This is a genomic window from Streptomyces huasconensis (assembly GCF_021028635.1).
GTDB lineage: Bacteria > Actinomycetota > Actinomycetes > Streptomycetales > Streptomycetaceae > Streptomyces > Streptomyces huasconensis.
In genome coordinates this window covers 2,583,615-2,604,992 of the sequence record NZ_CP086119.1, presented here as the reverse complement: position 1 = coordinate 2,604,992, position 21,378 = coordinate 2,583,615, and the positions used below count along the sequence as shown (strand labels likewise).

19 protein-coding genes and 2 tRNA genes are annotated in these 21,378 nt (G+C 72.6%); 17 read left to right on the top strand and 4 right to left on the bottom strand.

Annotated elements, in window-relative coordinates; all coding sequences use genetic code 11:
- The first annotated feature begins 64 nt into the window (after positions 1 to 64).
- Together J2N69_RS11760 and J2N69_RS11755 are read left to right on the top strand one after the other, a co-directional pair.
- Positions 65 to 682, top strand: a complete 618-nt coding sequence (locus J2N69_RS11760; RefSeq protein ID WP_230900691.1) for an SCO2584 family spore wall biosynthesis protein — start codon at positions 65 to 67, stop codon at positions 680 to 682.
- A 66-nt stretch (positions 683 to 748) separates the two neighbouring features.
- Complete coding sequence (locus J2N69_RS11755; protein WP_230900690.1) at positions 749 to 1,816, top strand: SCO2583 family membrane protein; 1,068 nt, start codon at positions 749 to 751, stop codon at positions 1,814 to 1,816.
- 35 nt (positions 1,817 to 1,851) lie between these two features.
- On the opposite strand, the gene J2N69_RS11750 is transcribed toward J2N69_RS11755, so the two are convergent.
- Positions 1,852 to 2,931, bottom strand: a complete 1,080-nt coding sequence (locus tag J2N69_RS11750; protein WP_230900689.1) for a M48 family metallopeptidase — start codon at positions 2,929 to 2,931, stop codon at positions 1,852 to 1,854.
- A 99-nt stretch (positions 2,932 to 3,030) separates the two neighbouring features.
- Between J2N69_RS11750 and J2N69_RS11745 the strand changes: the two genes are divergently transcribed.
- The 9 genes from J2N69_RS11745 (at position 3,031) to J2N69_RS11705 (ending at position 7,868) form a co-directional block, all read left to right on the top strand.
- Positions 3,031 to 3,252 carry a hypothetical protein gene (locus J2N69_RS11745; protein WP_230905025.1) on the top strand — a complete coding sequence of 74 codons (222 nt, stop codon included), beginning with the start codon at positions 3,031 to 3,033 and terminating at the stop codon, positions 3,250 to 3,252.
- 86 nt (positions 3,253 to 3,338) lie between these two features.
- The gene (locus tag J2N69_RS11740) at positions 3,339 to 3,503 is read left to right on the top strand and encodes a hypothetical protein (RefSeq protein WP_167515991.1); all 165 of its coding nucleotides are present in this window, start codon (positions 3,339 to 3,341) and stop codon (positions 3,501 to 3,503) included.
- 55 nt (positions 3,504 to 3,558) lie between these two features.
- Complete coding sequence (gene nadD / locus J2N69_RS11735; RefSeq protein WP_127912583.1) at positions 3,559 to 4,209, top strand: nicotinate-nucleotide adenylyltransferase; 651 nt, start codon at positions 3,559 to 3,561, stop codon at positions 4,207 to 4,209.
- Between the two features lie 19 nt (positions 4,210 to 4,228).
- Positions 4,229 to 5,926 (top strand): LCP family protein, encoded by a 1,698-nt coding sequence (locus tag J2N69_RS11730; protein ID WP_230900688.1) that lies wholly within the window; start codon positions 4,229 to 4,231, stop codon positions 5,924 to 5,926.
- A 99-nt stretch (positions 5,927 to 6,025) separates the two neighbouring features.
- A complete protein-coding gene (rsfS, locus tag J2N69_RS11725) occupies positions 6,026 to 6,469 on the top strand; it encodes a ribosome silencing factor (RefSeq protein ID WP_230900687.1) in 444 nt (147 codons plus the stop codon).
- Positions 6,466 to 7,107, top strand: coding sequence for a histidine phosphatase family protein (locus J2N69_RS11720; protein WP_230900686.1), 642 nt, complete (start codon positions 6,466 to 6,468; stop codon positions 7,105 to 7,107). The genes rsfS and J2N69_RS11720 overlap by 4 nt, the downstream gene beginning before the upstream one ends.
- A gap of 132 nt (positions 7,108 to 7,239) precedes the next feature.
- A tRNA-Ala gene (locus tag J2N69_RS11715) sits at positions 7,240 to 7,312 on the top strand.
- Between the two features lie 136 nt (positions 7,313 to 7,448).
- Positions 7,449 to 7,631, top strand: coding sequence for a hypothetical protein (locus J2N69_RS11710; RefSeq protein WP_127912586.1), 183 nt, complete (start codon positions 7,449 to 7,451; stop codon positions 7,629 to 7,631).
- 3 nt (positions 7,632 to 7,634) lie between these two features.
- Positions 7,635 to 7,868: a hypothetical protein gene (locus tag J2N69_RS11705; protein ID WP_230900685.1), complete on the top strand. Its 234-nt coding sequence runs from the start codon at positions 7,635 to 7,637 to the stop codon at positions 7,866 to 7,868.
- Here the strand turns inward: J2N69_RS11705 and J2N69_RS11700 are convergent.
- Positions 7,847 to 9,106, bottom strand: coding sequence for a glycosyltransferase 87 family protein (locus tag J2N69_RS11700; RefSeq protein ID WP_230900684.1), 1,260 nt, complete (start codon positions 9,104 to 9,106; stop codon positions 7,847 to 7,849). The two genes, J2N69_RS11705 and J2N69_RS11700, sit on opposite strands and share 22 nt — an antisense overlap.
- Before the next feature lie 123 nt (positions 9,107 to 9,229).
- Between J2N69_RS11700 and J2N69_RS11695 the strand changes: the two genes are divergently transcribed.
- Positions 9,230 to 9,302, top strand: a tRNA-Ala gene (locus J2N69_RS11695).
- Positions 9,303 to 9,409: 107 nt separating this feature from the next.
- Here the strand turns inward: J2N69_RS11695 and J2N69_RS11690 are convergent.
- Together J2N69_RS11690 and J2N69_RS11685 are read right to left on the bottom strand one after the other, a co-directional pair.
- On the bottom strand, positions 9,410 to 10,996 hold the full coding sequence (locus J2N69_RS11690; protein ID WP_230900683.1) for an NADH-quinone oxidoreductase subunit NuoF family protein: 1,587 nt from the start codon (positions 10,994 to 10,996) through the stop codon (positions 9,410 to 9,412).
- Positions 10,993 to 12,102, bottom strand: coding sequence for a hypothetical protein (locus tag J2N69_RS11685; RefSeq protein ID WP_230900682.1), 1,110 nt, complete (start codon positions 12,100 to 12,102; stop codon positions 10,993 to 10,995). Before J2N69_RS11685 ends, J2N69_RS11690 begins: the two co-directional genes overlap by 4 nt.
- 407 nt (positions 12,103 to 12,509) lie before the next feature.
- Here J2N69_RS11685 and leuS point away from each other — a divergent pair, with 407 nt between their 5' ends.
- The 5 genes from leuS to J2N69_RS11660 all read left to right on the top strand — a co-directional run bounded on the left by leuS (position 12,510) and on the right by J2N69_RS11660 (position 21,334).
- A complete protein-coding gene (gene leuS, locus J2N69_RS11680; protein ID WP_272595822.1) occupies positions 12,510 to 15,410 on the top strand; it encodes a leucine--tRNA ligase in 2,901 nt (966 codons plus the stop codon).
- A gap of 178 nt (positions 15,411 to 15,588) precedes the next feature.
- Positions 15,589 to 16,329 (top strand): hypothetical protein, encoded by a 741-nt coding sequence (locus J2N69_RS11675; protein WP_230900681.1) that lies wholly within the window; start codon positions 15,589 to 15,591, stop codon positions 16,327 to 16,329.
- A 106-nt stretch (positions 16,330 to 16,435) separates the two neighbouring features.
- Positions 16,436 to 17,281, top strand: coding sequence for a DegV family protein (locus J2N69_RS11670; protein WP_230900680.1), 846 nt, complete (start codon positions 16,436 to 16,438; stop codon positions 17,279 to 17,281).
- 406 nt (positions 17,282 to 17,687) lie between these two features.
- Complete coding sequence (locus J2N69_RS11665; protein WP_408056711.1) at positions 17,688 to 18,644, top strand: ComEA family DNA-binding protein; 957 nt, start codon at positions 17,688 to 17,690, stop codon at positions 18,642 to 18,644.
- Positions 18,641 to 21,334, top strand: coding sequence for a ComEC/Rec2 family competence protein (locus J2N69_RS11660; RefSeq protein ID WP_230900678.1), 2,694 nt, complete (start codon positions 18,641 to 18,643; stop codon positions 21,332 to 21,334). The genes J2N69_RS11665 and J2N69_RS11660 overlap by 4 nt, the downstream gene beginning before the upstream one ends.
- The last annotated feature ends 44 nt before the right edge of the window (positions 21,335 to 21,378 follow it).

Sequence of the window (21,378 nt, the reverse complement as noted above, 5' to 3'; positions counted from 1 at the left end):
CCTCCGGGTGCCGAATTCCCTTACGGGCTGCCCAAATTGCCCCTCCCCGGTCTACGCTGGGAGGGTGCCGGAGGACGTGGGGGGCACGCCGTCGTTCCCTGACGGCTGGGAGCCCGACGACGACCGCGACCGCGGGGGTGCGGACGAAGAGTTCGCCTCCGTGGTCTTCGACGAGGACTTCGTACGGGCCGCCCGGATCCATGAACCGACCGCCGTGGAGCGGCTGTTGGCGGCCGCCCAGGCGCGCGCGGAGGCCTCCGAGGCCGAGGCCCGCCGGGGCCGCCCCCGCGGCCGGGGACGCGACGCGGGCGACGACGACTTCTACGACGACGGATTCGGCCCGGACGACGACGGATTCGGCCACGACGACTTCGACGACGCCTACGAACACGACACCCCGGACGCGGGGTACGCCCGCCCCGGACGCCACCCCGGCCGCGCCCGCTGGCACCGCCCCGTGGCCTGGATGCTCGCCCTCCTGATGGGCATCGGCATGGTCGCCCTCGCCTTCGCCGCCGTCTACCGCGGCGCCTCCTCGGGCCGCCAGGACCGCGTGCCCGCGCCCGCCTCCACCGAGGTGGGCCAGAGCACCGACAAGACGGACACGGAGGGCCCGGCCGACCCGTCGGCCGCCGCCGAGTTCGGCCGGCCGCCCGCCCCCGCGGTGCCGCGCACCCCGTGAGGAGCCGGCGGAACTTGACGCGGACCACGGCGTTTACCCGACCGCCCGGAGACCTACTCTGAAGGTATGGGCGAGTCAGGAGACCCACCCGCGGGGACACCCGAGGGCGGCCCCGACGGTGGTGAGGACGAGTACCGATCCGTTGTCTTCGACGAGTCGTTCGTGCGAGCCGCCCGTCTCCAGGAGTTCTCCGCGCGGGAGCGGATGACCGACCACGCCCGCGCCGTGCGCCGCCGCCCCGCCCTGCACCGGGGCCTGTCCCGGCAGGCCCTGCTGCTCGTCGTGCTGATCGCCCTGGCCTTCGGCACGGCCATCTACATGGGCATACGGCATCCGTATCCGGCCCCCCAGGCCAAGCGGCCCCAGCCGCTGCGGATGACGGTGATCCCGCTGGCCCCGCAGGGCAGCGTGCCCGGCTCCACGCGGGTCGCCGACCTCTACGCGCACAGCCCCGCCGCCCGGTTCCCGGCGGGGGCCGAGGGCGTCGGCCTGCCCGCCGTGCGCCGCACCGCGCACTTCTCGAACAGCCAGGTCAGGGCCGCCCTGACCACCGCCAGGGAGTACCTGATCGCCTCCTCGCTCGACCCGGACACGCTCACCGGCGGCTCACCGGGCGCCGTGCGGCCGCTGCTCGACCCCGCGCAGCACGGCCAGTTCGACCGCAGCTTCGCGCACCCCGCCGCCGACGAGCGGCACGCGCCCACCGGCTGGCTGGTGCGGTTCGACCGGGCGAGGGCCGCGCTCGCCGACGAGCGGGCCAGGGTCCGCGGCACCCTGCGGGCCGCCGAGACGGACCGGAACGCGCTGGAGGTCACCTCGGACCACACGTTCGTGTACGCGCTGCGGCCCGCCGCCCGCGAGGACGGCACCAAGGCGTCGCTGTTCACCGTCCGGCGCGAGCTGCGGTTCCGCTTCGACCGCGACGACCTGCGCACGCACCGGGCCGAGCTGCTGGTCTCCGCCGCCCGGGCCGGCCCGCTCAGCTGCGCGGACGAGACGGCGAGCCGGCTGCGCCCGCTGCTCGCGGGGCAGCGGGCGAAGGCGGGCGGCCCGGCCGCCACCGATCCGTACGAGACGGGGAAGGCGACGGCGGTCTGCGGCTCGCTGGCGGCTGCCGCCCAGCCTTCGCCGTGAGGGGCGCGGCCCGGGTCACCCGTCCGCGGCCCGGGTCACCCGTCCTTGGAGGTGTCGCCGCCGCCCTGCCCCGTGAACTTCCCGCGCAGCTTCCCGCCGAGGTCGCCCGCGCCGCCCGCGATGTCGCTGACCAGCTTCATCAGCGGGTCCTTGCTGTTGCGTACGTCGTCCGCGTACGCCGAGGCCGACTGCCGGAAGGAGTCGGAGACCGAGGTGTCCTTGTCCTCGTCGCGGCGCGGGTAGTGGCCGTCCATGATCCGCTGGAAGTCGCGGCTCTCCGCCCACTTCTTCAGCTCGGCGGCGCGGACGGTGGCGAAGGGATGCGTGCGCGGCAGCATGTTCAGGATCTTCAGGACCGAGTCGCGCAGGTCGCCCCCGGCCTCGTACTCCTCGGCCTGCTCCAGGAACGCGTCGACGTTCATCTCGTGCAGGTGGTTGCCGCCCGCGAGCTTCATCAGGCCGCGCATCGAGGCCGTCAGGTCCTGGCCGACCAGCAGGCCCGCCCGGTCCGCCGACAGCTCCGACTTGCGGAACCACTCGCGCAGCGCCGTCACGATCGCCATGATCGCGACGTTGCCCAGCGGAATCCACGCGACCTTCAGCGCGAGGTTGGTCAGGAAGAGCAGGATCGTGCGGTAGACGGAGTGGCCGGAGAGGGCGTGCCCCACCTCGTGGCCGACGACCGCCCGCATCTCCTCCTCGTCGAGCAGCTCGACCAGGCCCGTGGTCACCACGATGATCGGCTCGTCGAGACCGATGCACATCGCGTTCGGATTGGGGTCCTGGTTGACGTACATCGGCGGGACCTTCTCCAGGTCCAGGATGTAACAGGCGTCCCGCAGCATGGTGTTCAGGTGCGCGAACTGCGCGTCCGAGACCCGCACGGAGTCGGACAGGAACAGCAGCCGCAGGCTGCGCTCGGGCAGCAGGCCGCTGAGGGCCTTGAAGACCGTGTCGAACCCGCTGAGCCTGCGCAGGGCCACCAGGGCCGAGCGGTCGGCCGGATGTTCGTAGGCCCGCGAGGAGATGCCGGGGAAGCGCCGCCGCTGCCGGCTCGGGACACGCTCGTGCCCCATGCCGTCCCCGCCGCCGTCGTGGTGGTTGCCGTCGGTCATGCCGATTCCCCCATGTCTGGTCCTCTTGTGCCCCCGAGGTGGGCTCCAGCCTAGGCGGAGATACCGTGACAGGGCAGCACACAGAAGGAGTCTTCCGTCATGGAGCACAACGCTGGGGCCGTCTGGCTCACCGAGGCGGCCAAGGCCGCGGAGCGGCAGGGGCCCGGCAATCTGCTGCGGGTCGTGCTGATCGTCATGGTCGTCGGGTGCGTCCTGGTGGGCTGGTTCCTGCTGCGCGGGTACCGCCGCGGCGGCGAGGAGGACCAGCGGGGCGGCGGCGACGGCCACCGGAGCGGCGGCGACGAGGGCCACAAGAGCTGAGTCGGCGTGAGCCGGAGCCGGGCCCCCGCTTACGATGGCCCGGAAGTCCTTATGTCCATCCCACCCCCGGATAGGTCCTGCCTGAGATGAGCCTCCACAGCACCGCCGCCCAGCTGGTCACTCTCGCCTCCGAGGGCGGCGAGCACGGCGGCGACCACGAAAGCCTCAGCCCTCTCCTCACCGGCGGCGGCGCCTTCGTCGCCCTCATGCTGCTCCTGTGGATCACCACCCGCTTCAACCGGGACCGCTAGCAACCACCGGGGACCGGAGCGGGGCCCCTCCACCGGGCCGGTAGGGTCTGCACGCATGGGAGAGCAGGACATGCCTACCGGCCCGGGGATCTCTCCGGGTGCCGGTCCGGTGAGCAACGGCAAGCGCCGCCTCGGCGTCATGGGCGGAACGTTCGACCCGATCCACCACGGACACCTCGTGGCGGCCAGCGAGGTCGCCGCGCAGTTCCACCTCGACGAGGTGGTGTTCGTGCCGACCGGACAGCCGTGGCAGAAGAGCGACAAGCGGGTGTCCCCGGCCGAGGACCGCTATCTGATGACGGTCATCGCGACCGCCGAGAACCCGCAGTTCTCGGTGAGCCGCATCGACATCGACCGCGGCGGCGCGACGTACACCACGGACACGCTGCGCGACCTGCGCGCCCTCAACCCCGACACGGACCTCTTCTTCATCACGGGCGCCGACGCGCTCGGCCAGATCCTCACCTGGCGGGACACCGAAGAGCTGTTCTCCCTCGCGCACTTCATCGGGGTCACCCGGCCCGGCCACACGCTGGCCGACCCCGGACTCCCCAAGGGCGGTGTCTCCCTGGTGGAGGTCCCGGCCCTCGCCATCTCGTCCACGGACTGCCGCGCCCGGGTCGCCAAGGGCGATCCCGTCTGGTACCTGGTGCCGGACGGTGTGGTGCGTTACATCGACAAGCGCGAGCTGTACCGCGGCGAATGAGCCGAGAGGGGCACCACCGGTGAACGACCGACAGTACGACCCTTATGCGGGCAGCGACCCGTATGCGGGCGAGTACGCGGGTGAGTACGCGGCCGGGCACACCGCCGGGTACGGCGCCGGGTACGCGGCCGACCAGTACCAGGTCGTCGGGTACGACGAGTACGGACAGCCGGTGTATCAGCTGGTGCAGCAGCAACAGCAGCCGCAGGTGCCCCAGCAGTACCAGGGGTACGGATATGACCCGTATGCCGGTGGGGGACAGCAGCAGGCGTACGACGCGCAGGGCGCCGCCCCGACCCCGTACGACACCGCCTGGGTCCCTCAGCAGCAGCAACATCAGCCTTCGCCGCCGCGTCGGGCCGAGCCGAAACCTGAACCTGAGCCGGCACCGGAACCCGAATCGCGGCGCGAGGATGAGCAGCCGGGGTACGAGCAGCCCGGACACAAGCAGCCCGAGTACAAGACCGAGCAGTTCTCGTTCATCGAGGAGCCGGACGAGGACTCTGAAGACGTCATCGACTGGCTGAAGTTCACCGAGAGCCGCACCGAGCGGCGCGAGGAGGCCAAGCGGCGCGGGCGCTCCCGCGTCGTCGCGCTCGTCGTGGTCCTCGCCCTGGTGATCGCGGGCGGCGTCGGCTACCTGTGGTTCGCGGGCAAGCTGCCCGGCCAGTCCGACGGCACGGGCGGCGCGGCCGACGCGACCGGCCCGCAGAAGCGCGACGTGATCGTCGTACACCTGCACGACACCAAGGGCGGCGGCACCTCCACCGCCCTGCTGGTGAACAACGCCACCACCGGCCAGGGCGCCACCGTCCTGCTGCCGAACTCCCTCGCCGTGTCGGACGACGAGGGCAGCGCGACGACGCTCGGCAAGTCCGTGGACGACGACGGCTCGACGGGCACCCGCGAGTCGATCGACACCGTGCTCGGCACCGAGGTCGAGGGCACCTGGCGCCTGGACACCCCGTTCCTGAACAACCTCGTCGAACTGGTCGGCACCATCGACGTCGACACGGACGCCGACGTGCCCGACCCGAAGGCGAAGAAGGGCGAAGCGCCCCTCGTGAAGAAGGGCGAGCAGCAGACCCTCAGCGGCCAGATGGCCGTCGCCTACGCCACCTACCGCGCGCCCGGCGAGGGCGAGAGCGCGCAGCTGGCCCGCTTCGGCCAGGTCATGCGGGGCATCCTGCGCAAGCTCTCGTCGGACCCGCAGGGGGCCACCACCACCGTCGAGTCGCTCGCCCAGATCCTCGACCCCTCGCTCAAGGAGAAGGACCTCGGCACCTTCCTCGCCAAGCTCGCCGAGCGCGCGAAGGGCGGCGACTACAAGACGACGCTGCTGCCGGTGCGGTCGGACGGCACCCTCTCCGAGAAGGCCGGCGACACCGTGGTCAAGGAGGTCCTCGGCGGCGCGGTGAAGGCCCCGGAGCAGGGCGCGGCCCTGCGGGTCGGCGTCCAGAACGCCTCCGGCTCCAAGGGCGCTGCGCAGGACGCCCGCGTCTCCCTGGTCAACGGCGGCTACGCCTTCGTCGACGCCGGCACGGGCACCGCGGCCCGTCCCACCTCACAGATCACATACGCCGACGAGGCCGACAAGGCGCGGGCCACCGAGGTCGCCAAGACCCTCGGCCTGCCGACGAGCGTGGTCCGCAAGGGCAGGACGGCACCGAACGCGGACGTCTCCGTGGTCCTCGGACAGGACTACACGGCGGGGTGAGAACCGGGTCCGCGGAGGCGGTGACGTAATCGTCTGGGGAGCGGGCGGCGGTCCGTGAGACCCTTGGGGTGTCTTGACCATCTGAAGGAAAGCTCACCAGTGACCGCCACGGACCGCTCCATCGAGCTCATCAACGTCGCCGCCCAGGCGGCTGCCGACAAGCTCGCGCACGACATCATCGCGTACGACGTCAGCGACGTGCTGTCGATCACGGACGCGTTCCTGCTCGCCTCCGCACCCAACGACCGCCAGGTCAAGTCCATCGTCGACGAGATCGAGGAGCAGCTGAACAAGCAGCTCGGCGCCAAGCCGGTCCGTCGCGAGGGCGACCGCGACGCCCGTTGGATCCTGCTCGACTACGTCGACATCGTGGTCCACGTCCAGCACAGCGAGGAGCGTGTCTTCTACGCCCTCGAGCGCCTGTGGAAGGACTGCCCCGAGATCGGCCTGCCCGAGGACGCCAAGGCGACCCGCGGCAAGGGCGCCGAGCACGCCGAGCAGCAGGCCGCCGAGGAGGCTGACCTGGACGGTGAGCTGCGGTGAGCAACCGCGGCTGCCGGATCATCCTGTGGCGGCACGGCCAGACGGCCTGGAACCTGGAGCGCCGCTTCCAGGGCTCCACGGACATCGAGCTGACCGAGACAGGCGTCGGTCAGGCCCGGCGCGCCGCCCGGCTGCTCGCCTCCCTGAAGCCGGACGCGATCATCGCCTCCGACCTCAGGCGGGCGGCGGCCACGGCTGCCGAGCTGGCCGCCGTCACCGGCCTGTCCGTCACCCACGAGGAAGCCCTCCGGGAGACGTACGCCGGTGCGTGGCAGGGCCTGACGCACGACGAGATCATCGCCCGTTTCGGCGAGCAGTACGCCGCGTGGAAGCGCGGCGAGGCGGTGCGCCGCGGCGGCGGTGAGCTGGAGACCGAGGTCGCCGACCGCGCCGCTCCCGTCGTGCTGCGTCACGCCGAGAAGCTGCCGGACAACGGCACACTGGTGGTGGTCAGCCACGGCGGCACCATCCGCACCACGATCGGCCGCCTCCTCGGCCTGGAGTCCCACCACTGGGAGGGGCTCGGCGGTCTCTCCAACTGCTGTTGGTCGGTCCTCGGCCAGGGCGCGCGCGGCTGGCGCCTGCTGGAGCACAACGCCGGCACGCTGCCGGAACCGGTGCTCGGCGACGACGACTGAGCGCCTCCGGAGCCCTGCCCCGGGGGCGGCCGGACCCGGATTTCACATTCCGGCTGGTCGCAGGCTAAAGTTCTTCTTGTTCGCCCCGCAGAGCGGGGCGAAACGCCGGAGCGGTTCCACCGCGTGGCGCAAGGGGCTATAGCTCAGTTGGTAGAGCGCCTGCATGGCATGCAGGAGGTCAGGAGTTCAATTCTCCTTAGCTCCACAGTCCCGGAAATCCCGTCCCCGTCAGGGGGCGGGATTTTCTTTTTACCACCCCTGGGTCGCTGACCGGTCCGCTCGGGCCGTGGCAGAATCGGACAGCCGGAAGGGGAACGCAGCCCGACGGGAGGGAGAGCGCGATGCCTGCGAGCATCCTCGAAGAGGTCGACCACCTCTTCGACGCGACGGCGACACGAGAACGCCACGCGCTCCGCACTCTCCTCAACTGCCCTTCCTGCGGCTCGGTCCACGTCGCCCAGGTACTCGGCGACAACGGCGGAGTCAGTTATGTCTGCACCGCCTGCGGCCACAGCTGGAGCTGATCGATGGGGGCACACAGGCGGAAATGCGACTGGTGCGACAGTGGCACGCCGATCGTCCGCGACATGGAACCGGTCAACAACGACTACCAGTACTGGTGCGAGGAATGCGCACGGGCGCTGATCATAAAAGGCGACCCCATCGAGACCTACCGCGAGCTCGAAGGGGAGCCGATCTACGGCCGGTTGCTCGACGAGCACTGCACCCTCAAGCGGTTCTACTCCTTCGCCACCGCCTGAGACCGGCCGACGGGAACGAGAGCGGCCAGCAGAAACGCCGAAGCGGTCAGCACGTAGAGGCCGGACAGCGTCATCTGGCCATAGTTCTGGGCGAGTTCGAGCCGTCCCGCCCCATGCGGCACCCACCACAGGGCGTACGAGCAGAAGACCAGGCATGCGGCCCCGGCCGCCGCCCACCGGAGCGGGCCGCCCCGTCGCGCCGCCTCGACCCCCAGGGCCAGCACCATCGGCACACACCACACCCAGTGGTGCGACCACGACACCGGGCTCACCAGGAGCGCCGTCGCCGCACAGCAGAGCACGGCCCGGGCCCGCTCCCCGCGCAGCGCAGCGGCCACCGCGGCGGCGAGGCCGAGCGCGCAGGACACCGCCGCCGACATCGCCCACCACGGCCCGGGGTCCGCGCTGTGCAGGAGCCGGGCGAGAACGCCCCGCAGCGACTGGTTCGCCGTGTCCTCCGCCAGCCCCACCCGGCCCGCCTCGAAAACCATCCGCGTCCAGAACCGCCGTGAGTCGTAGGGCAGGACGGCGGCCGCGAGGAGCGTCGCCCCGGCGAACGAGACGGCGGCCACGCACGCGTGCCGCACGGCGGGCCGCCACACCCCGCGCCGCAGCGCCTCGGCGGCGCCGGTCAGCAGCAGAAATACCGCGAACAGCGCGGGCGTGAGCTTGACCGCCGCGGCGAGGCCGATGCCGAGGCCCGCCCAGCGATGGCCGGGGCGACGTGACAGGTCCCACAGGACGAGCACGGCGAGCAGCAGATTGATCTGTCCGTAGCGCAGCGTCGTCCACACCGGCTCGCACCAGACGGCGAGCGCGGAGACCCACAGGACCGCCTCCACGCGCGCGTGCCGCTCTTCGAGGGCAAAGCGCTCTTTGAGGATGAGCCGCTCTTCGAGGATGAGCCGCAGGGACAGGGCCACGAAGGCGACCAGCAGGACAAGGTTTCCCAGCGTCGCGAGCATGCGCATGTCCGGGGTGTCCAGCAGCGTCAGGGGGGTGAACAGGAGCGCGGCGAACGGCGGGTAGGTCGTCGGGAGGTGGGCTTCGGTGGTGCGCAACGCGTAGAGGTCGCCGCCCGCGCGTACGGTCTCGCCCTCCGCGCGGTAGACCATCAGGTCGATCATCGAGACGTCGGCGGCGCGCTGCGCGAGCCAGAAGGCCGTGAAGGAGAGCAGGCAGGCTCCGGCGGCGAGAGGCACGCGGCGGCGGGCGGCGGCGAACGCGATCACGGTCACGGAGGCTGACAGTACCGGCCTTATCGGGCGCTATCGGGCCAGACCGGAAACGATTTGGTGGAGCACGGGGGTGACCGTGTAATGTTTGGGGAGTCGCCGGGGAAACCGGGCGGACACAAGCAAGGGGCTATAGCTCAGTTGGTAGAGCGCCTGCATGGCATGCAGGAGGTCAGGAGTTCAATTCTCCTTAGCTCCACAGCAGATGAGAAGCGGGCCACCCGGATCGGGTGGCCCGCTTCTTGTTTCCGCCCGCTTCCCGGTGGCTCTTCTTGGTTCTCCTTGTCGCGGTTTACTGCCGGCCGTTTACTGCCGGCCGCTGCCGAGTGCCCTGCGGCCACGGCCCGGCGGCAGCGCTGTGGGCAGGGCGGGGCGGGTCACCGGTGCCGGGTCCTCCTCGATGCGTAGGGCGAGCGCCGGGCAGCGGCGCACCGCACGGGAGGCGCGCGCTTCGGAGTAGCGCGGTACGGCGGCCTCCGCGACCGACGGGAAGCCGTCCGGGCCCAGCTGGATCAGCTCCGGGACGATGTCCGCGCACAGGCCGTGGCCCTGGCACAGCGTCCAGTCGACGGCCAGCCTGCGGCCGCTGGGCGCCTGCGCCGGAGGCGCCTCCGCCTGGAGGGGCAGGACACCCGCGACGGGGCGGCCGCAGCCGTCGCCCAGCACGTGCGCCGCGAGGTCGTCCGTGAACGCCGCGATCGTCGACTCCAGGAAGGCCGCCGAGCCGTCCGGATGCTTGCAGGCACCGCGCCGCTTCACGGTCCGCGTCACCTCGCGCAGCGCTTCGAGGGCCGTGGGGCCACCGCCCTGGAGGACGTCCGCGAGGCCGCGGGCCGCCGCGGGCAGGCCGAGGTAGCAGGGGCCGCACTGCCCGGCGCTCTCCGAAGCCAGCCAGTGCGCGACGCGCAGCGACTCCCCGAGCGGACAGGTGCCCTCGCCGATGGGCAGGACCGCGCCCGCGCCGAGCGCGCCGCCGCAGGCCTCCAGGGCGGCACGGGAGATGACCGCCTCGTTCGCCGTGACGCCGTCGAGCCACTTGCCGTGGTAGCCGCCCGTCAGCACGCCCTGGGGGAGCGCGGGGGCGCCGGCGAGCTGGAGGACGTAGCGCAGCGGTACTCCGGTGGGGACCTCGACGACCATCGGCCGGGTGACCGCTCCGGCGAGGGTCAGCAGGACGGTGCCGGGCTCCTCGCGCAGCCCGGTGCGGCAGTAGCGGTCGGCGCCGATCCGGGCGGCGACGGCGAGCTGGGCGAAGGTCTCCGCGTTCGAGAGCAGGGTCGGCGCGCCGCCCACGCCGTACTCGGACGTACGCGCCTTGCGGCCCGGCGGCAGCGGGGGGCCGCCGTCGGCGGAGCGGACCAGGGCGGACGACTCCCCGGTGACCATGCGCACCGGGTTGCGCTGCACGCGCGCGCGAAGGGCCGACCCGCGTCGGTCGCCGAGCCCCCGCTCGGCGAGGGCGGTGCGCATCGACGCCTCGGTCGAGTCACGGGTCACGCCGATGACGAGGGTGCGGGCGCCGAGAGCCTCGGCGGCGAGCAGGGCGCCGTCCAGGATGAGGTGCGGGGCGCGATTGATCAGGACGGTGTCCTTGCGGCAGGCCGGTTCGTCCTCGCTGCCGTTGACGACCACAACAGGGCGTACGCCTCGACGTATCGCCGCGTCGGCGACGGCCCGCAGCTTCCGGTCGAACGGGAAGCCCGCGCCGCCCCGGCCGCGCAACGCGATCTGCTCGGCGAGGCGGGCCAGCGGCTCGCCGGCCATCGGTTCGAGGGGGCCGTGCACTTTCAGGTGCATGGCGAGATCGAGGCGTTCGACCAGGTCGAAGCCCGAGGTGAGCAGGGGCAGCCCGACGACGCGGACTTCGGGGACATCGGGCAGCGACGCGTTCACGGGTGGCCTCCGGGGGCGGCGTTCCAGGGCTCGCCCGAGCTGGGGGCCTGGAAGGGCCGGGGCAGCGGTTCGGTGGCGGGGCCGCTGTCGTACGCGGGGTCGTGGGTGGGATCGTGGGCCGGTTGGTATGCCGGGGCGTAGGCGGTGTCGTACGTGGGCTCGGGGGCCACGTACGGGGCTTCGGCGGGTGGTAGCGGGGAGGGCGTGGGCCAGCGGTCGGTGGGCTGTGAGCGGGGCGGGGGGCCCGCCGGGCGCGGGGGCGCGGGCGGGGTGGGGGCCAGTGCGCGGTAGGCCGCCCAGATGCCGGCGGCCGGGTTCGGGGCGGGGGCGGCGTCGGCCGACGTATCGGGGAGCGGGGCGGAAGCGGTGTCCCGCGCGGGTGGGCGGGCGCGGCGCGAGCCCTTGGGTTCCGGTTCGAGCAGGGCCAGGACGCGGGCGGCGACCTTCCGCTTGACCGGGGGCGGTGCCGCGCGCAGGGCGACGGCCCCGGCGACCGCGAGCAGGCACAGGCAGTACATGGCGGTCACCCACGGCTTCGGCGGCCGGCCCGCGTACAGGCCGTGGATCAGCGCCGTGCACCAGGCGGGGTAGGCCAGCATGTGCAGCGCGCGCCAGCGGGAGGCGATCCGGGCGGGGGAGGCGAAGGCGCTCCGCAGGGCTCCGGTGACGCTCGTGGCGACCATGAGGAGGCCCGCGAGCGAGCCGAGGCCGATGAGCCCCGCGCTGCCGCTCACGCCGAGCCCGAAGGGCACGAGGGCACCCAGGAGCGAGACGTGGTCGAGGGCGATCTTGACGCTGCCGTGCAGCAACAGGAAGCCGACGGAGGCGACCGCCGTGGCGCGGTGCACGGCTTGGGCGAGCAGCCGCTGGCGCGAACGCAGGAAGAGGCGGTCGGTGGCGACCAGGCCCCAGAGGACGGCGGCGGTGAGGGACACCAGGCACAGGACGCCGGTGGTGAAGTCCAGGGCGGCCCGGAAGCCGTCGCTGCCCACGACGACGAGCAGGGGTATCAGGAGCAGGGCTCCGGCACCGAGCAACCGGCTTCGGCGCTGTGGGTGCAGACGGTGCAGCGAACGCAGAGCGTGCGGAGGGTGCAGAGGGTTCATGGGGCGGCTCCGAAATGGTTCGGTCCCGCCGCATGCTAAGTCGCTCCATACCGATGGGTACGGGGTTTGAGTTATTGCGTTGTTATCAAAGCGCGATGCGCTCTTGGTGTTGCCCCGATAGTGGTCGGTACGCGGAGTAACCCTTGGCCAAGGGGCGCGGACCGGGGGCCTGGCGGGGCTCCGGGTACCGGCTCGTCGCGGGCCGTGCGGGCGCTGCGGTACCCTGACGCCATGCGTGCCGTACGCCTTCTGCTTAGCGGGCCGCGCTGATCAGTCCCGACCGCCGGTGAATCGCGGTCGGAATCGGCGCGGCGTCCCCTCCTGTGCGAGGGGCATTTTTGTTTGACCAGCTTTGACCAGAACGGTCAATTCCGCAGGCAGAGACGATCGATGGAGCTTTGAGGATCATGAGCGAGACGAATTCTGCTGCCGCCTCCGAGGTGGCCGCGCCGCACCGCTACACGGCCGCTCTGGCCGCTGAGATCGAGGCACGCTGGCAGGACTTCTGGGACGCCGAGGGCACCTACGAGGCGCCGAACCCGAGCGGCGACATGGCCGCGCGGAACGAGGCCGAGGCGGCGCTGGCCGCCAAGCCCAAGAAGTTCATCATGGACATGTTCCCGTACCCCTCCGGAGCGGGCCTGCACGTCGGCCACCCCCTGGGGTACATCGCCACGGACGTCTTCGCGCGCTTCCAGCGCATGACCGGCCACAACGTCCTGCACACCCTGGGCTTCGACGCCTTCGGCCTGCCCGCCGAGCAGTACGCCGTGCAGACGGGCACGCACCCGCGGGTCTCCACCGAGGCCAACATCGAGAACATGAAGGCCCAGCTGCGCGCCCTGGGTCTGGGCCACGACAAGCGGCGTTCGTTCGCCACGATCGACCCGGACTACTACAAGTGGACCCAGTGGATCTTCGTACAGATCTTCAACTCCTGGTACGACCCCGACGCCAAGAAGGCCCGCCCGATCGCCGACCTGGTCGCGCAGTTCGACAGCGGTGACCGCGCGGTGCCGGGCTCCACGCGCGCGTGGAGCGAGCTGAACGCCGCCGAGCGCGCGGACGTCCTGAGCCAGTACCGCCTGGCCTACGCCTCCGACGCGCCGGTCAACTGGTGCCCCGGCCTGGGCACCGTCCTGGCCAACGAGGAGGTCACCGCCGACGGCCGCTCCGAGCGCGGCAACTTCCCCGTCTTCAAGGCCAAGCTGCGCCAGTGGAACATGCGCATCACCGCCTACGCCGACCGCCTGCTGGACGACCTGGACGCGCTGGACTGGCCCGAGGCCATCAAGCTGCAGCAGCGCAACTGGATCGGCCGCTCCGAAGGCGCCCGCGTGAACTTCCCCGTGGGCACCGAGGGCGACGCGATCACCGTCTTCACCACCCGTCAGGACACGCTGTTCGGCGCGACCTACATGGTCCTGGCGCCCGAACACGAGCTGGTCGACAAGGTCGTCCCCGCGGCCTGGCCCGAGGGCACCCACGAGGTGTGGACCGGCGGCCACGCCACGCCCGCCGAGGCCGTCGCCAAGTACCGCGCCTTCGCCGCGTCGAAGTCCGACGTCGAGCGGCAGGCCGACGCCAAGGAGAAGACCGGCGTCTTCACCGGCGTCTACGCCACCAACCCGGTCAGCGGCGAGCAGGTCCCCGTCTTCATCGCCGACTACGTCCTGATGGGCTACGGCACTGGCGCGATCATGGCCGTCCCGGCGCACGACAGCCGCGACTTCGCCTTCGCGCGCGCCTTCCACCTGCCGATGCGCTGCGTGGTGGAGCCCTCGGACGACCGCGGCACCGACACCACCACCTGGGACGACGCCTTCTCCTCGTACGAGGCGAAGCTGATCAACTCCTCGAACGAGGAGGTCTCCCTGGACGGCCTGGACGTCGCCGGCGCCAAGGCCCGCATCACCGGCTGGCTGGCCACCCGCGGCATCGGCGAGGGAACCGTCAACTTCCGCCTGCGCGACTGGCTGTTCAGCCGCCAGCGCTACTGGGGCGAGCCCTTCCCGATCGTCTACGACGAGGACGGCATCGCCCACGCGCTGCCCGAATCGATGCTGCCCCTGGAGCTGCCGGAGGTCGACGACTACTCCCCGCGCACCTTCGACCCGGACGACGCGGACACCTCTCCGGAGACGCCGCTGTCGCGCAACGAGGACTGGGTCAACGTCACCCTGGACCTGGGCGACGGCCCGAAGAAGTACCGCCGCGAGACCAACACGATGCCCAACTGGGCCGGTTCCTGCTGGTACGAACTGCGCTACCTGGACCCGGGCAACGACCAGCGGCTGGTCGACCCCGCCGTCGAGCAGTACTGGATGGGCCCGCGCGAGGGGCAGCCGACCGGCGGCGTCGACCTGTACGTCGGCGGCGCCGAGCACGCGGTGCTGCACCTGCTGTACGCGCGCTTCTGGTCGAAGATCCTGTTCGACCTGGGGCACATCTCGTCCGCCGAGCCGTTCCACAAGCTGTACAACCAGGGCATGATCCAGGCCTACGTCTACCGGGACAGCCGCGGCTTCCCGGTGCCGGCGGCCGAGGTCGAGGAGCGCGACGGGAAGTTCTTCTTCGAGGGCGAGCCGGTCAAGCGCGAGCTGGGCAAGATGGGCAAGTCCCTGAAGAACGCCGTCACGCCGGACGAGATCTGCGACGAGTACGGCGCGGACACCCTGCGCCTGTACGAGATGGCGATGGGCCCCCTGGACGTGTCCCGCCCCTGGGACACCCGCGCGGTCGTCGGCCAGTACCGCCTGCTGCAGCGCCTGTGGCGTCTGATCGTCGACGAGTCGACCGGCGAGGTCACCGTCGTGGACGTCGCCGAGGCCGACATCGACGAGGCCACCCTGCGCGCCCTGCACAAGGCGATCGACGGCGTCCGCCAGGACCTGGACGGCCTGCGGTTCAACACCGCCATCGCCAAGATCACTGAGCTGAACAACCACCTGACCAAGGCAGCCGGGCCGGTGCCGCGCTCGGTCGCCGAGCGCCTGGTGCTGCTGATCGCGCCGCTGGCCCCGCACGTCGCCGAGGAGCTGTGGCGCAAGCTGGGCCACACGGACTCGGTCGTCCACCAGGACTTCCCGGTCGCCGACCCGGGGTTCGTCGTGGACGAGTCCGTGACCTGCGTCGTGCAGATCAAGGGCAAGGTCAAGGCGCGCCTGGAGGTCTCGCCGTCCATCTCCGACGAGGAGCTGGAGAAGGTCGCCCTGGCCGACGAGAAGGTCGTGGCCGCGCTGGACGGCGCGGGCATCCGCAAGGTGATCGTGCGGGCGCCGAAGCTGGTGAACATCGTTCCGGCGTAGCGCGCGCCGGTGGGTGAGGTGGCATAGGGGTCTTCCCCTACGGGCAGGTTGGGGGTTCTGCTGGAACCTCCGGCCTGCCTTCTCCGTTTACGGTGGAGGAAGCAGCTGGACGCCGGGTCCGGGCACACCTGGATCTGGTTGAGCGCGGAGAAACGTAGAGAACGCGGAGAGGAGCGTCATGGGAGCTTTGGGCGCGATCGTGGCGCTGCTCGTCGTGTTGTTCCTGGTGGTGGGGGTCTATGCCACGGTGAAGGTCGTCCGGGCGGCCAAGCGCGGCGTGGACCGCACCATCTCGGAGGCCCGCCGCACGGTGGAGGACACCACTCTGCGCGCGAAGAGCTTCGCCCAGGTCGGCACCGCAGGAGAACTGGCCCAGCTGCGGCTGAAGTTGCGCACCTCGATGCGGAGCACGCAGGACGTCCTACAGGCCGGCTCCGTCGAGGACGCCTCCCTGAAGGAGAGCCTCGGCCTCTTCGACCGGCTCAGCGCGCATGGGCACGAGCTGGACGAGGAGCTGCGGCGTCTGGAGCGGGACCCGGACAAGGCGACCGTGGCCGAGCGCCTCCCCGAGCTGAAGGAGCGCACGGAGCACATCACCCAGGCGGCGGACTCCCTGCGCTGGGTGGCGCGCGACCGCGCCAGCCGGTTCGCGGACGACGACTTGCAATCGCTCCGCACACAGATCGACATGGAGGCGGGAGCCCTGCGTCACTGGGCGACGGAACCGCCGCCCGCGCAAACCCCCGCCGCCTGGCCCGAGCCCGCCGCGGAGTCCGCCACGGGCGGCGAGCAGACCTGGTCGGAGCCCTCGTCCGCCGCGCAGCCCGCGCAGGAGCCCGCCCGGCCCGCGATCACGCCGCCGACCCCGGCCCCCACGTATCCGTGGCAGAAGAAGGCCAAGCCCGAGAGCACGACCTGAGCCGCCCGTGACGCGGGGAACGCCCCAGAGGCGGGGCGGGCGGAGTGGGCAGGGCGAGCAGGGGCCGGGCTGCCGTCCCGCGGCCCGGACAGGTAATCTCCAGCCCATGTCCCGCCATGTCGCGATCGTCACGGATTCAACGGCCTATCTGCCGCAGCGGACGATGGAGCGGCACGGCATCACCGCGGTGCCGCTGACCGTGGTCCTGGGGGACCAGGCGCTGGCGGAAGGCACCGAGATCTCGGCGCGCTCCCTCGCCCTGGCGCTGCAGAAGCGGAAGTCGGTGACCACGTCCCGGCCCAGCCCCGAGGTCTTCGCGGAGACGTATCGGCAGGCGGCGGAGGCGGGCGCCACGGCCATCGTCTCGCTGCACCTGTCCGCCGAGTTCTCCGGTACGTACGACGCCGCCGTCCTGGCGGCGAAGGACGCGCCGGTGCCGGTGCGGGTGGTGGACACCGGCATGGTCGCGATGGCCCTCGGCTTCTGCGCCCTCGCGGCGGCGGAGGCCGCCGAGTCGGGCGAAGCGGCGGAGGAGGTGGTGGCGGCCGCCGAGAAGCGTGCCGCGGGCACGTCCGCGTACTTCTACGTCGACACCCTCGACTATCTGCGCAGGGGCGGCCGGATCGGCGCCGCGCAGGCGCTGTTGGGCTCCGCGCTCGCCGTGAAACCTCTCCTGAAGCTGGACGGCGGCCGTATCGACATGCTGGAGAAGGTGCGCACGGCGTCGAAGGCCATCGCCCGCCTGGAGGAGATCGCCGCCGAGCGGGCCGGGGCGGGCCGGGTGGACATCGCGGTGCACCACCTCGCGGCGCCGGAACGGGCGGCGGCCCTCGCGGACCGGCTCCGGGATCGGCTGCCGGGTCTCGCGGAGCTGCATGTGAGCGAGGTGGGCGCGGTGATCGGGGCGCATACGGGGCCTGGATTGCTGGGGGTCGTGGTCTCGCCGTGGTGAGGATCGCTGCGGGAATTCCCACGTGCGGGTGACGGAGTTATCCACAACTGCCGGGTAATCCACGGGAATTGACCAAGATCAACATTGTGCCGCGGTGGTGCCTACCGTCGTCGGCATGACTTCACTGCGTTCACCCTCTCGGACATCTCGGACAGTTTCCCCGACGAGCGGCCCTGGTCGCGGTCCGGCTTCGGACAGTCGTGTGCGGCACCGGCACAGCCGTGCGCGGGTCCGGCACGGCCGTGGCTCGGCGGAGGTGCGGGCGCGGGCACAGGCGGAGGCGGAGGCGGTTCGGCTGCGTGCGGGGAGACTCTTCGCCGACTCCCAGCCGTTGCCCTCGCCCTCGTCCTCGCCGGTTCCGTCGTCGGCGCCTTTCGGGGCCGTGCCTCCGCGTTCGTCTCCTTCGGTGCGGCTCGACGTGGCGGGGCCGGATGCGGCGCTGCTGCCGGGCGGCGAGGACGAGGACGGGCCGGTGGTGGAGGCGGCTGGTGGTGGGGTGCGGCCCTTGGCTGCCTCGGCGGCCGAGGCGGAACCCGTCGGACGGCCTGTCGTGGACGGGGAGGCGCAGGCCGGGCTTTCGCGGCGGGAGCGGATGGGGCTCGCGGTGCGGGAGCGGTTACCCGTGTGGTTCCAGTCGCGGTGCGGGCTCGAGCGGCGTGGCGTGGTCGCGCTGGTCGTGGTCCTCGCCGTGGCCGCCGTCTTCGCGGCCCAGCACTTCTGGACGGGGCGGGCGAGGCCGGTGCAGCCCCCGGACATCGTGCGCGAGGCGGGCGCCGCCGCGGAGCGCGGTGTGGAACCGGCTCCGTCGGCGGGGCCTCCGGCGGAGGCGGGGCGCGCCTCGGCGGCCGGGAGGGGCGAAGTGGGCGCGGCGGGCGGTCCGGGTGCGGCGGCCGGTTCGGGCGGCAGGATCGTCGTGGACGTCAGCGGGAAGGTCCGCCGCCCTGGTGTCCACAGGCTGCCCGCGGGGTCTCGGGTGGCCGACGCGCTGCGGGCGGCGGGAGGGGCCCGTCCCGGCACCGACATGGGCGGTCTCAATCGCGCGCGGTTCCTGGTGGACGGTGAGCAGGTGGTGGTCGGCGAGCCGGCGCCGCCGCCCGGGCCTGGCGGACCCGGCGGAGTCGGTGCCGCCCCGGGCACTGGTTCGGCGGGGGCTGCGGGGGCGGAGGCCGCAGGCCCGATCGGACTCAACACGGCGACCGCCGAGCAGCTCGACCAACTGCCGGGAGTCGGCCCCGTGTTGGCGCAGCACATCATCGACTACCGCACCGAGCACGGCGGCTTCCGCTCCGTCGAAGAGCTGCGCGAGGTCAACGGCATCGGGGACCGGCGTTACGCCGATCTCCAGGATCTCGTACGGCCATGACGCCGGTGTCCGGGTCCCGAACCGGGGCGACGGCGCGTGCGGAGGTGCATGCCTCGTCGGGTCACCGCCTCGGCGCCTCGCACCCGCGGCAGGAGGGGCCGGTCGACCTCCGGCTGGTGCCGCCCGCGCTGGCGGCCTGGGCGGCGGCCGCGCTGCTGCTGGACGCCCCGCCCCGGTGGGCGGTCGCCACGGTGGGGATCTGTGTGGCGTCGGCCGGTGTGCTGCTGGTGATGTGGACGGCTCAGGGGCGGTGGGCCGGGCCCTCGGGGACGCGACGTTCGCGGAGGCCGCTTCCGGGGCCGCCCGTGAGGCAGCTTCCGGGACCGCCCGTGAGGCCGTTTGCAGGTCCGGCTTCGGGGCCGGGGCGCCCGTGGGGGCGGCTGTCGGTGGCCGCCGCGTTGCTCTGTGCCGCCGCCTCCGGTGGCTCAGCGGCGCTGCATGGGGCGGATCTGCACCGGGGGCCGGTTCCTGGCTTGGCGCGGGCGTACGCGGAGGTGGAGGCGGAGTTGGTGGTCACCGCGGACCCCCGGCGCACTCGGCCCCGGGTCGCGAGCGCGCACGCGATGCCGCACGGCGTCCTCCTGAACGCCGACGTCGTCCGCGTCACGAAGGCGGACGGCACGGCGACCGAGACGCGGGCCCCGGTCCTGGTCATCGTGCGGGGCACGACACCGCCGGGGCCGCGAGCCCGCTCGGCCGGTACCGCCCGGCCCCGCCCCGAAGACTCCTGGCTCGCGCTGCTGCCCTCCACCCGGTTGCGGGTGGACGCCCGGTTGGCGCCGCCACTGCCGGAGGGCGGCAAGGTCGCGGCGGTGCTCCGGATCTCGGGGGAGCGGGCACCGCATGTGGTCGGCGCACCGTCCGGGGCGCAACGGCTCGCCGGGCAGTTGCGGGCCGGGCTGCGGGAGGCCACCGACGGGCTGCCGGCCGACGCCCGCGCACTGCTGCCGGGGCTGGTGGTGGGCGACACGTCACGGGTACCGGTCGAGTTGGAGCAGGCGTTCCGGGCGACCGACCTGACGCATTTGCTCGCCGTAAGCGGAACGAACCTCTCCATTCTGCTCATCCTGCTCATCGGGCCACCGGGCCTCGCCCACCGGGTCGAACGGCGTGGTGTGGCGCCCAGATTGGGCATCCCTTTGCGTGCGACCGCGTTGCTGGGCGGGCTGCTCACCCTCGGGTTCGTCATCGTCTGCCGACCGGACCCGAGTGTGCTGCGGGCCGCGGCGTGCGGGCTGATCGCACTCCTCGCCATCGCCACCGGGCGGCGCAGGTCGCTGATCCCGATGCTCGCCGCGGCCGTGCTGCTGCTCGTCCTGTACGACCCGTGGCTGGCCCGTAGTTATGGCTTCCTGCTCTCCGTCCTCGCCACCGGGGCCCTGCTCACCCTCGCGCCGCGCTGGAGTGTGGCGTTGCGGGGGCGGGGGATGGCGCCGCGGCTCGCCGACGCGTTGGCCGCCGCGGCCGCAGCGCAGGTGGTGTGCGCGCCCGTCGTCGCCGTCCTGGCCGCCCGGGTGAGCCTGGTCGCGGTGCCGTGCAACCTTCTCGTGGAGTTCGCCGTGGCGCCCGCCACCGTGCTCGGTTTCGCGGCGCTGGCGGCGGCGCCGGTGGCGATGCCGGTGGCCAAGGCGCTGGCGTGGGGCGCGAGTTGGCCTGCCGAGTGGATCGCGGAGATCGCCCGCACGGGGGCGGCACTGCCCGGCAGCGGGGTCGACTGGCCGGGCGGATGGCGTGGCGGGCTGCTGCTCGCGCTCGTCACGGTGGTGCTCGTCCTGGCGGGCGGCAGGCTCGTGCGGCGTCCATGGCTCGCCACGGCCTGTGTCCTGCTGCTCCTCCTGACGATCGTCCAACCGCCGCCCCTCGTCCGGGTGATCGCGGGCTGGCCGCCGCCGGGGTGGCGCATGGTCATGTGCGACGTGGGGCAGGGCGACGCCACGGTGCTGGCGGCGGGCGACGGCGCCGGCGTGGTCGTCGACGCGGGGCCGGACCCGGTGGCGGTCGACCGTTGCCTGCGTTCGCTCGGGGTCACGCGTGTGCCGCTGGTGCTGCTGACCCACTTCCACGCCGACCACGTCGCGGGGCTGCCGGGGGTGCTGCGGGGGAGGCAGGTGGGCGGCATCCAGACGACGGGGTTCCAGGAACCTCCGGAGCAGGCGGAGTTCGTGCGGCAGCAGGCGGCGGCAGAGCGCGTTCCGGTGACCCGGGCCGTGGCGGGGGAGCGGCGGCGTGCGGCGGGCCTGGACTGGGAGGTGCTCTGGCCCCCGGCCGGACCGGCGCCGTCGCCCGAGGGGCCGAACGACGCGAGCGTGACGCTGCTCGTGCGGGCGGCAGGGCTGACCCTGCTGCTGCTCGGAGACCTCGAGCCACCGGCCCAGCGCGCGCTGCTGCGTACCCCAGCCGCCGCCTCGCTCGCCTCCGTGGACGTGCTCAAGGTGGCCCATCACGGCTCGGCACACCAAGATCCGGAGCTGCTGCGCCGGACGGCGCCGAGGTTGGCGTTGATCTCCTGCGGCGCGGAGAACTCGTACGGCCACCCGGCACCCGTCACGGTCGCCGCGTTGCGGGCTGAAGGGGCGCGGGTGCTGCGCACGGACGTGGACGGCTCGATCGCGGTGGTGGGCTCGGCCGCACGGTCGGGCGCGGGTCGGGAAGCGGCCCCACGGTTCGGAACCGTCACCCGGCCTCCCTAGGCCTGCCGTCCCCGCTGGGCCCGCCGGCCCGGGGCCCGCCGACC

What these genes read in the sequence shown, in the direction of transcription:
- J2N69_RS11755 (WP_230900690.1), top strand. Translation starts at nt 749, where the DNA reads ATGGGCGAGTCAGGAGACCCACCCGCGGGGACACCCGAGGGCGGCCCC.
- J2N69_RS11750 (WP_230900689.1), bottom strand. Translation starts at nt 2,931, where the DNA reads ATGACCGACGGCAACCACCACGACGGCGGCGGGGACGGCATGGGGCAC.
- J2N69_RS11745 (WP_230905025.1), top strand. Translation starts at nt 3,031, where the DNA reads ATGGAGCACAACGCTGGGGCCGTCTGGCTCACCGAGGCGGCCAAGGCC.
- J2N69_RS11740 (WP_167515991.1), top strand. Translation starts at nt 3,339, where the DNA reads ATGAGCCTCCACAGCACCGCCGCCCAGCTGGTCACTCTCGCCTCCGAG.
- nadD (WP_127912583.1), top strand. Translation starts at nt 3,559, where the DNA reads ATGGGAGAGCAGGACATGCCTACCGGCCCGGGGATCTCTCCGGGTGCC.
- J2N69_RS11710 (WP_127912586.1), top strand. Translation starts at nt 7,449, where the DNA reads ATGCCTGCGAGCATCCTCGAAGAGGTCGACCACCTCTTCGACGCGACG.
- J2N69_RS11705 (WP_230900685.1), top strand. Translation starts at nt 7,635, where the DNA reads ATGGGGGCACACAGGCGGAAATGCGACTGGTGCGACAGTGGCACGCCG.
- J2N69_RS11685 (WP_230900682.1), bottom strand. Translation starts at nt 12,102, where the DNA reads ATGAACCCTCTGCACCCTCCGCACGCTCTGCGTTCGCTGCACCGTCTG.
- leuS (WP_272595822.1), top strand. Translation starts at nt 12,510, where the DNA reads ATGAGCGAGACGAATTCTGCTGCCGCCTCCGAGGTGGCCGCGCCGCAC.
- J2N69_RS11675 (WP_230900681.1), top strand. Translation starts at nt 15,589, where the DNA reads ATGGGAGCTTTGGGCGCGATCGTGGCGCTGCTCGTCGTGTTGTTCCTG.
- J2N69_RS11670 (WP_230900680.1), top strand. Translation starts at nt 16,436, where the DNA reads ATGTCCCGCCATGTCGCGATCGTCACGGATTCAACGGCCTATCTGCCG.
- J2N69_RS11660 (WP_230900678.1), top strand. Translation starts at nt 18,641, where the DNA reads ATGACGCCGGTGTCCGGGTCCCGAACCGGGGCGACGGCGCGTGCGGAG.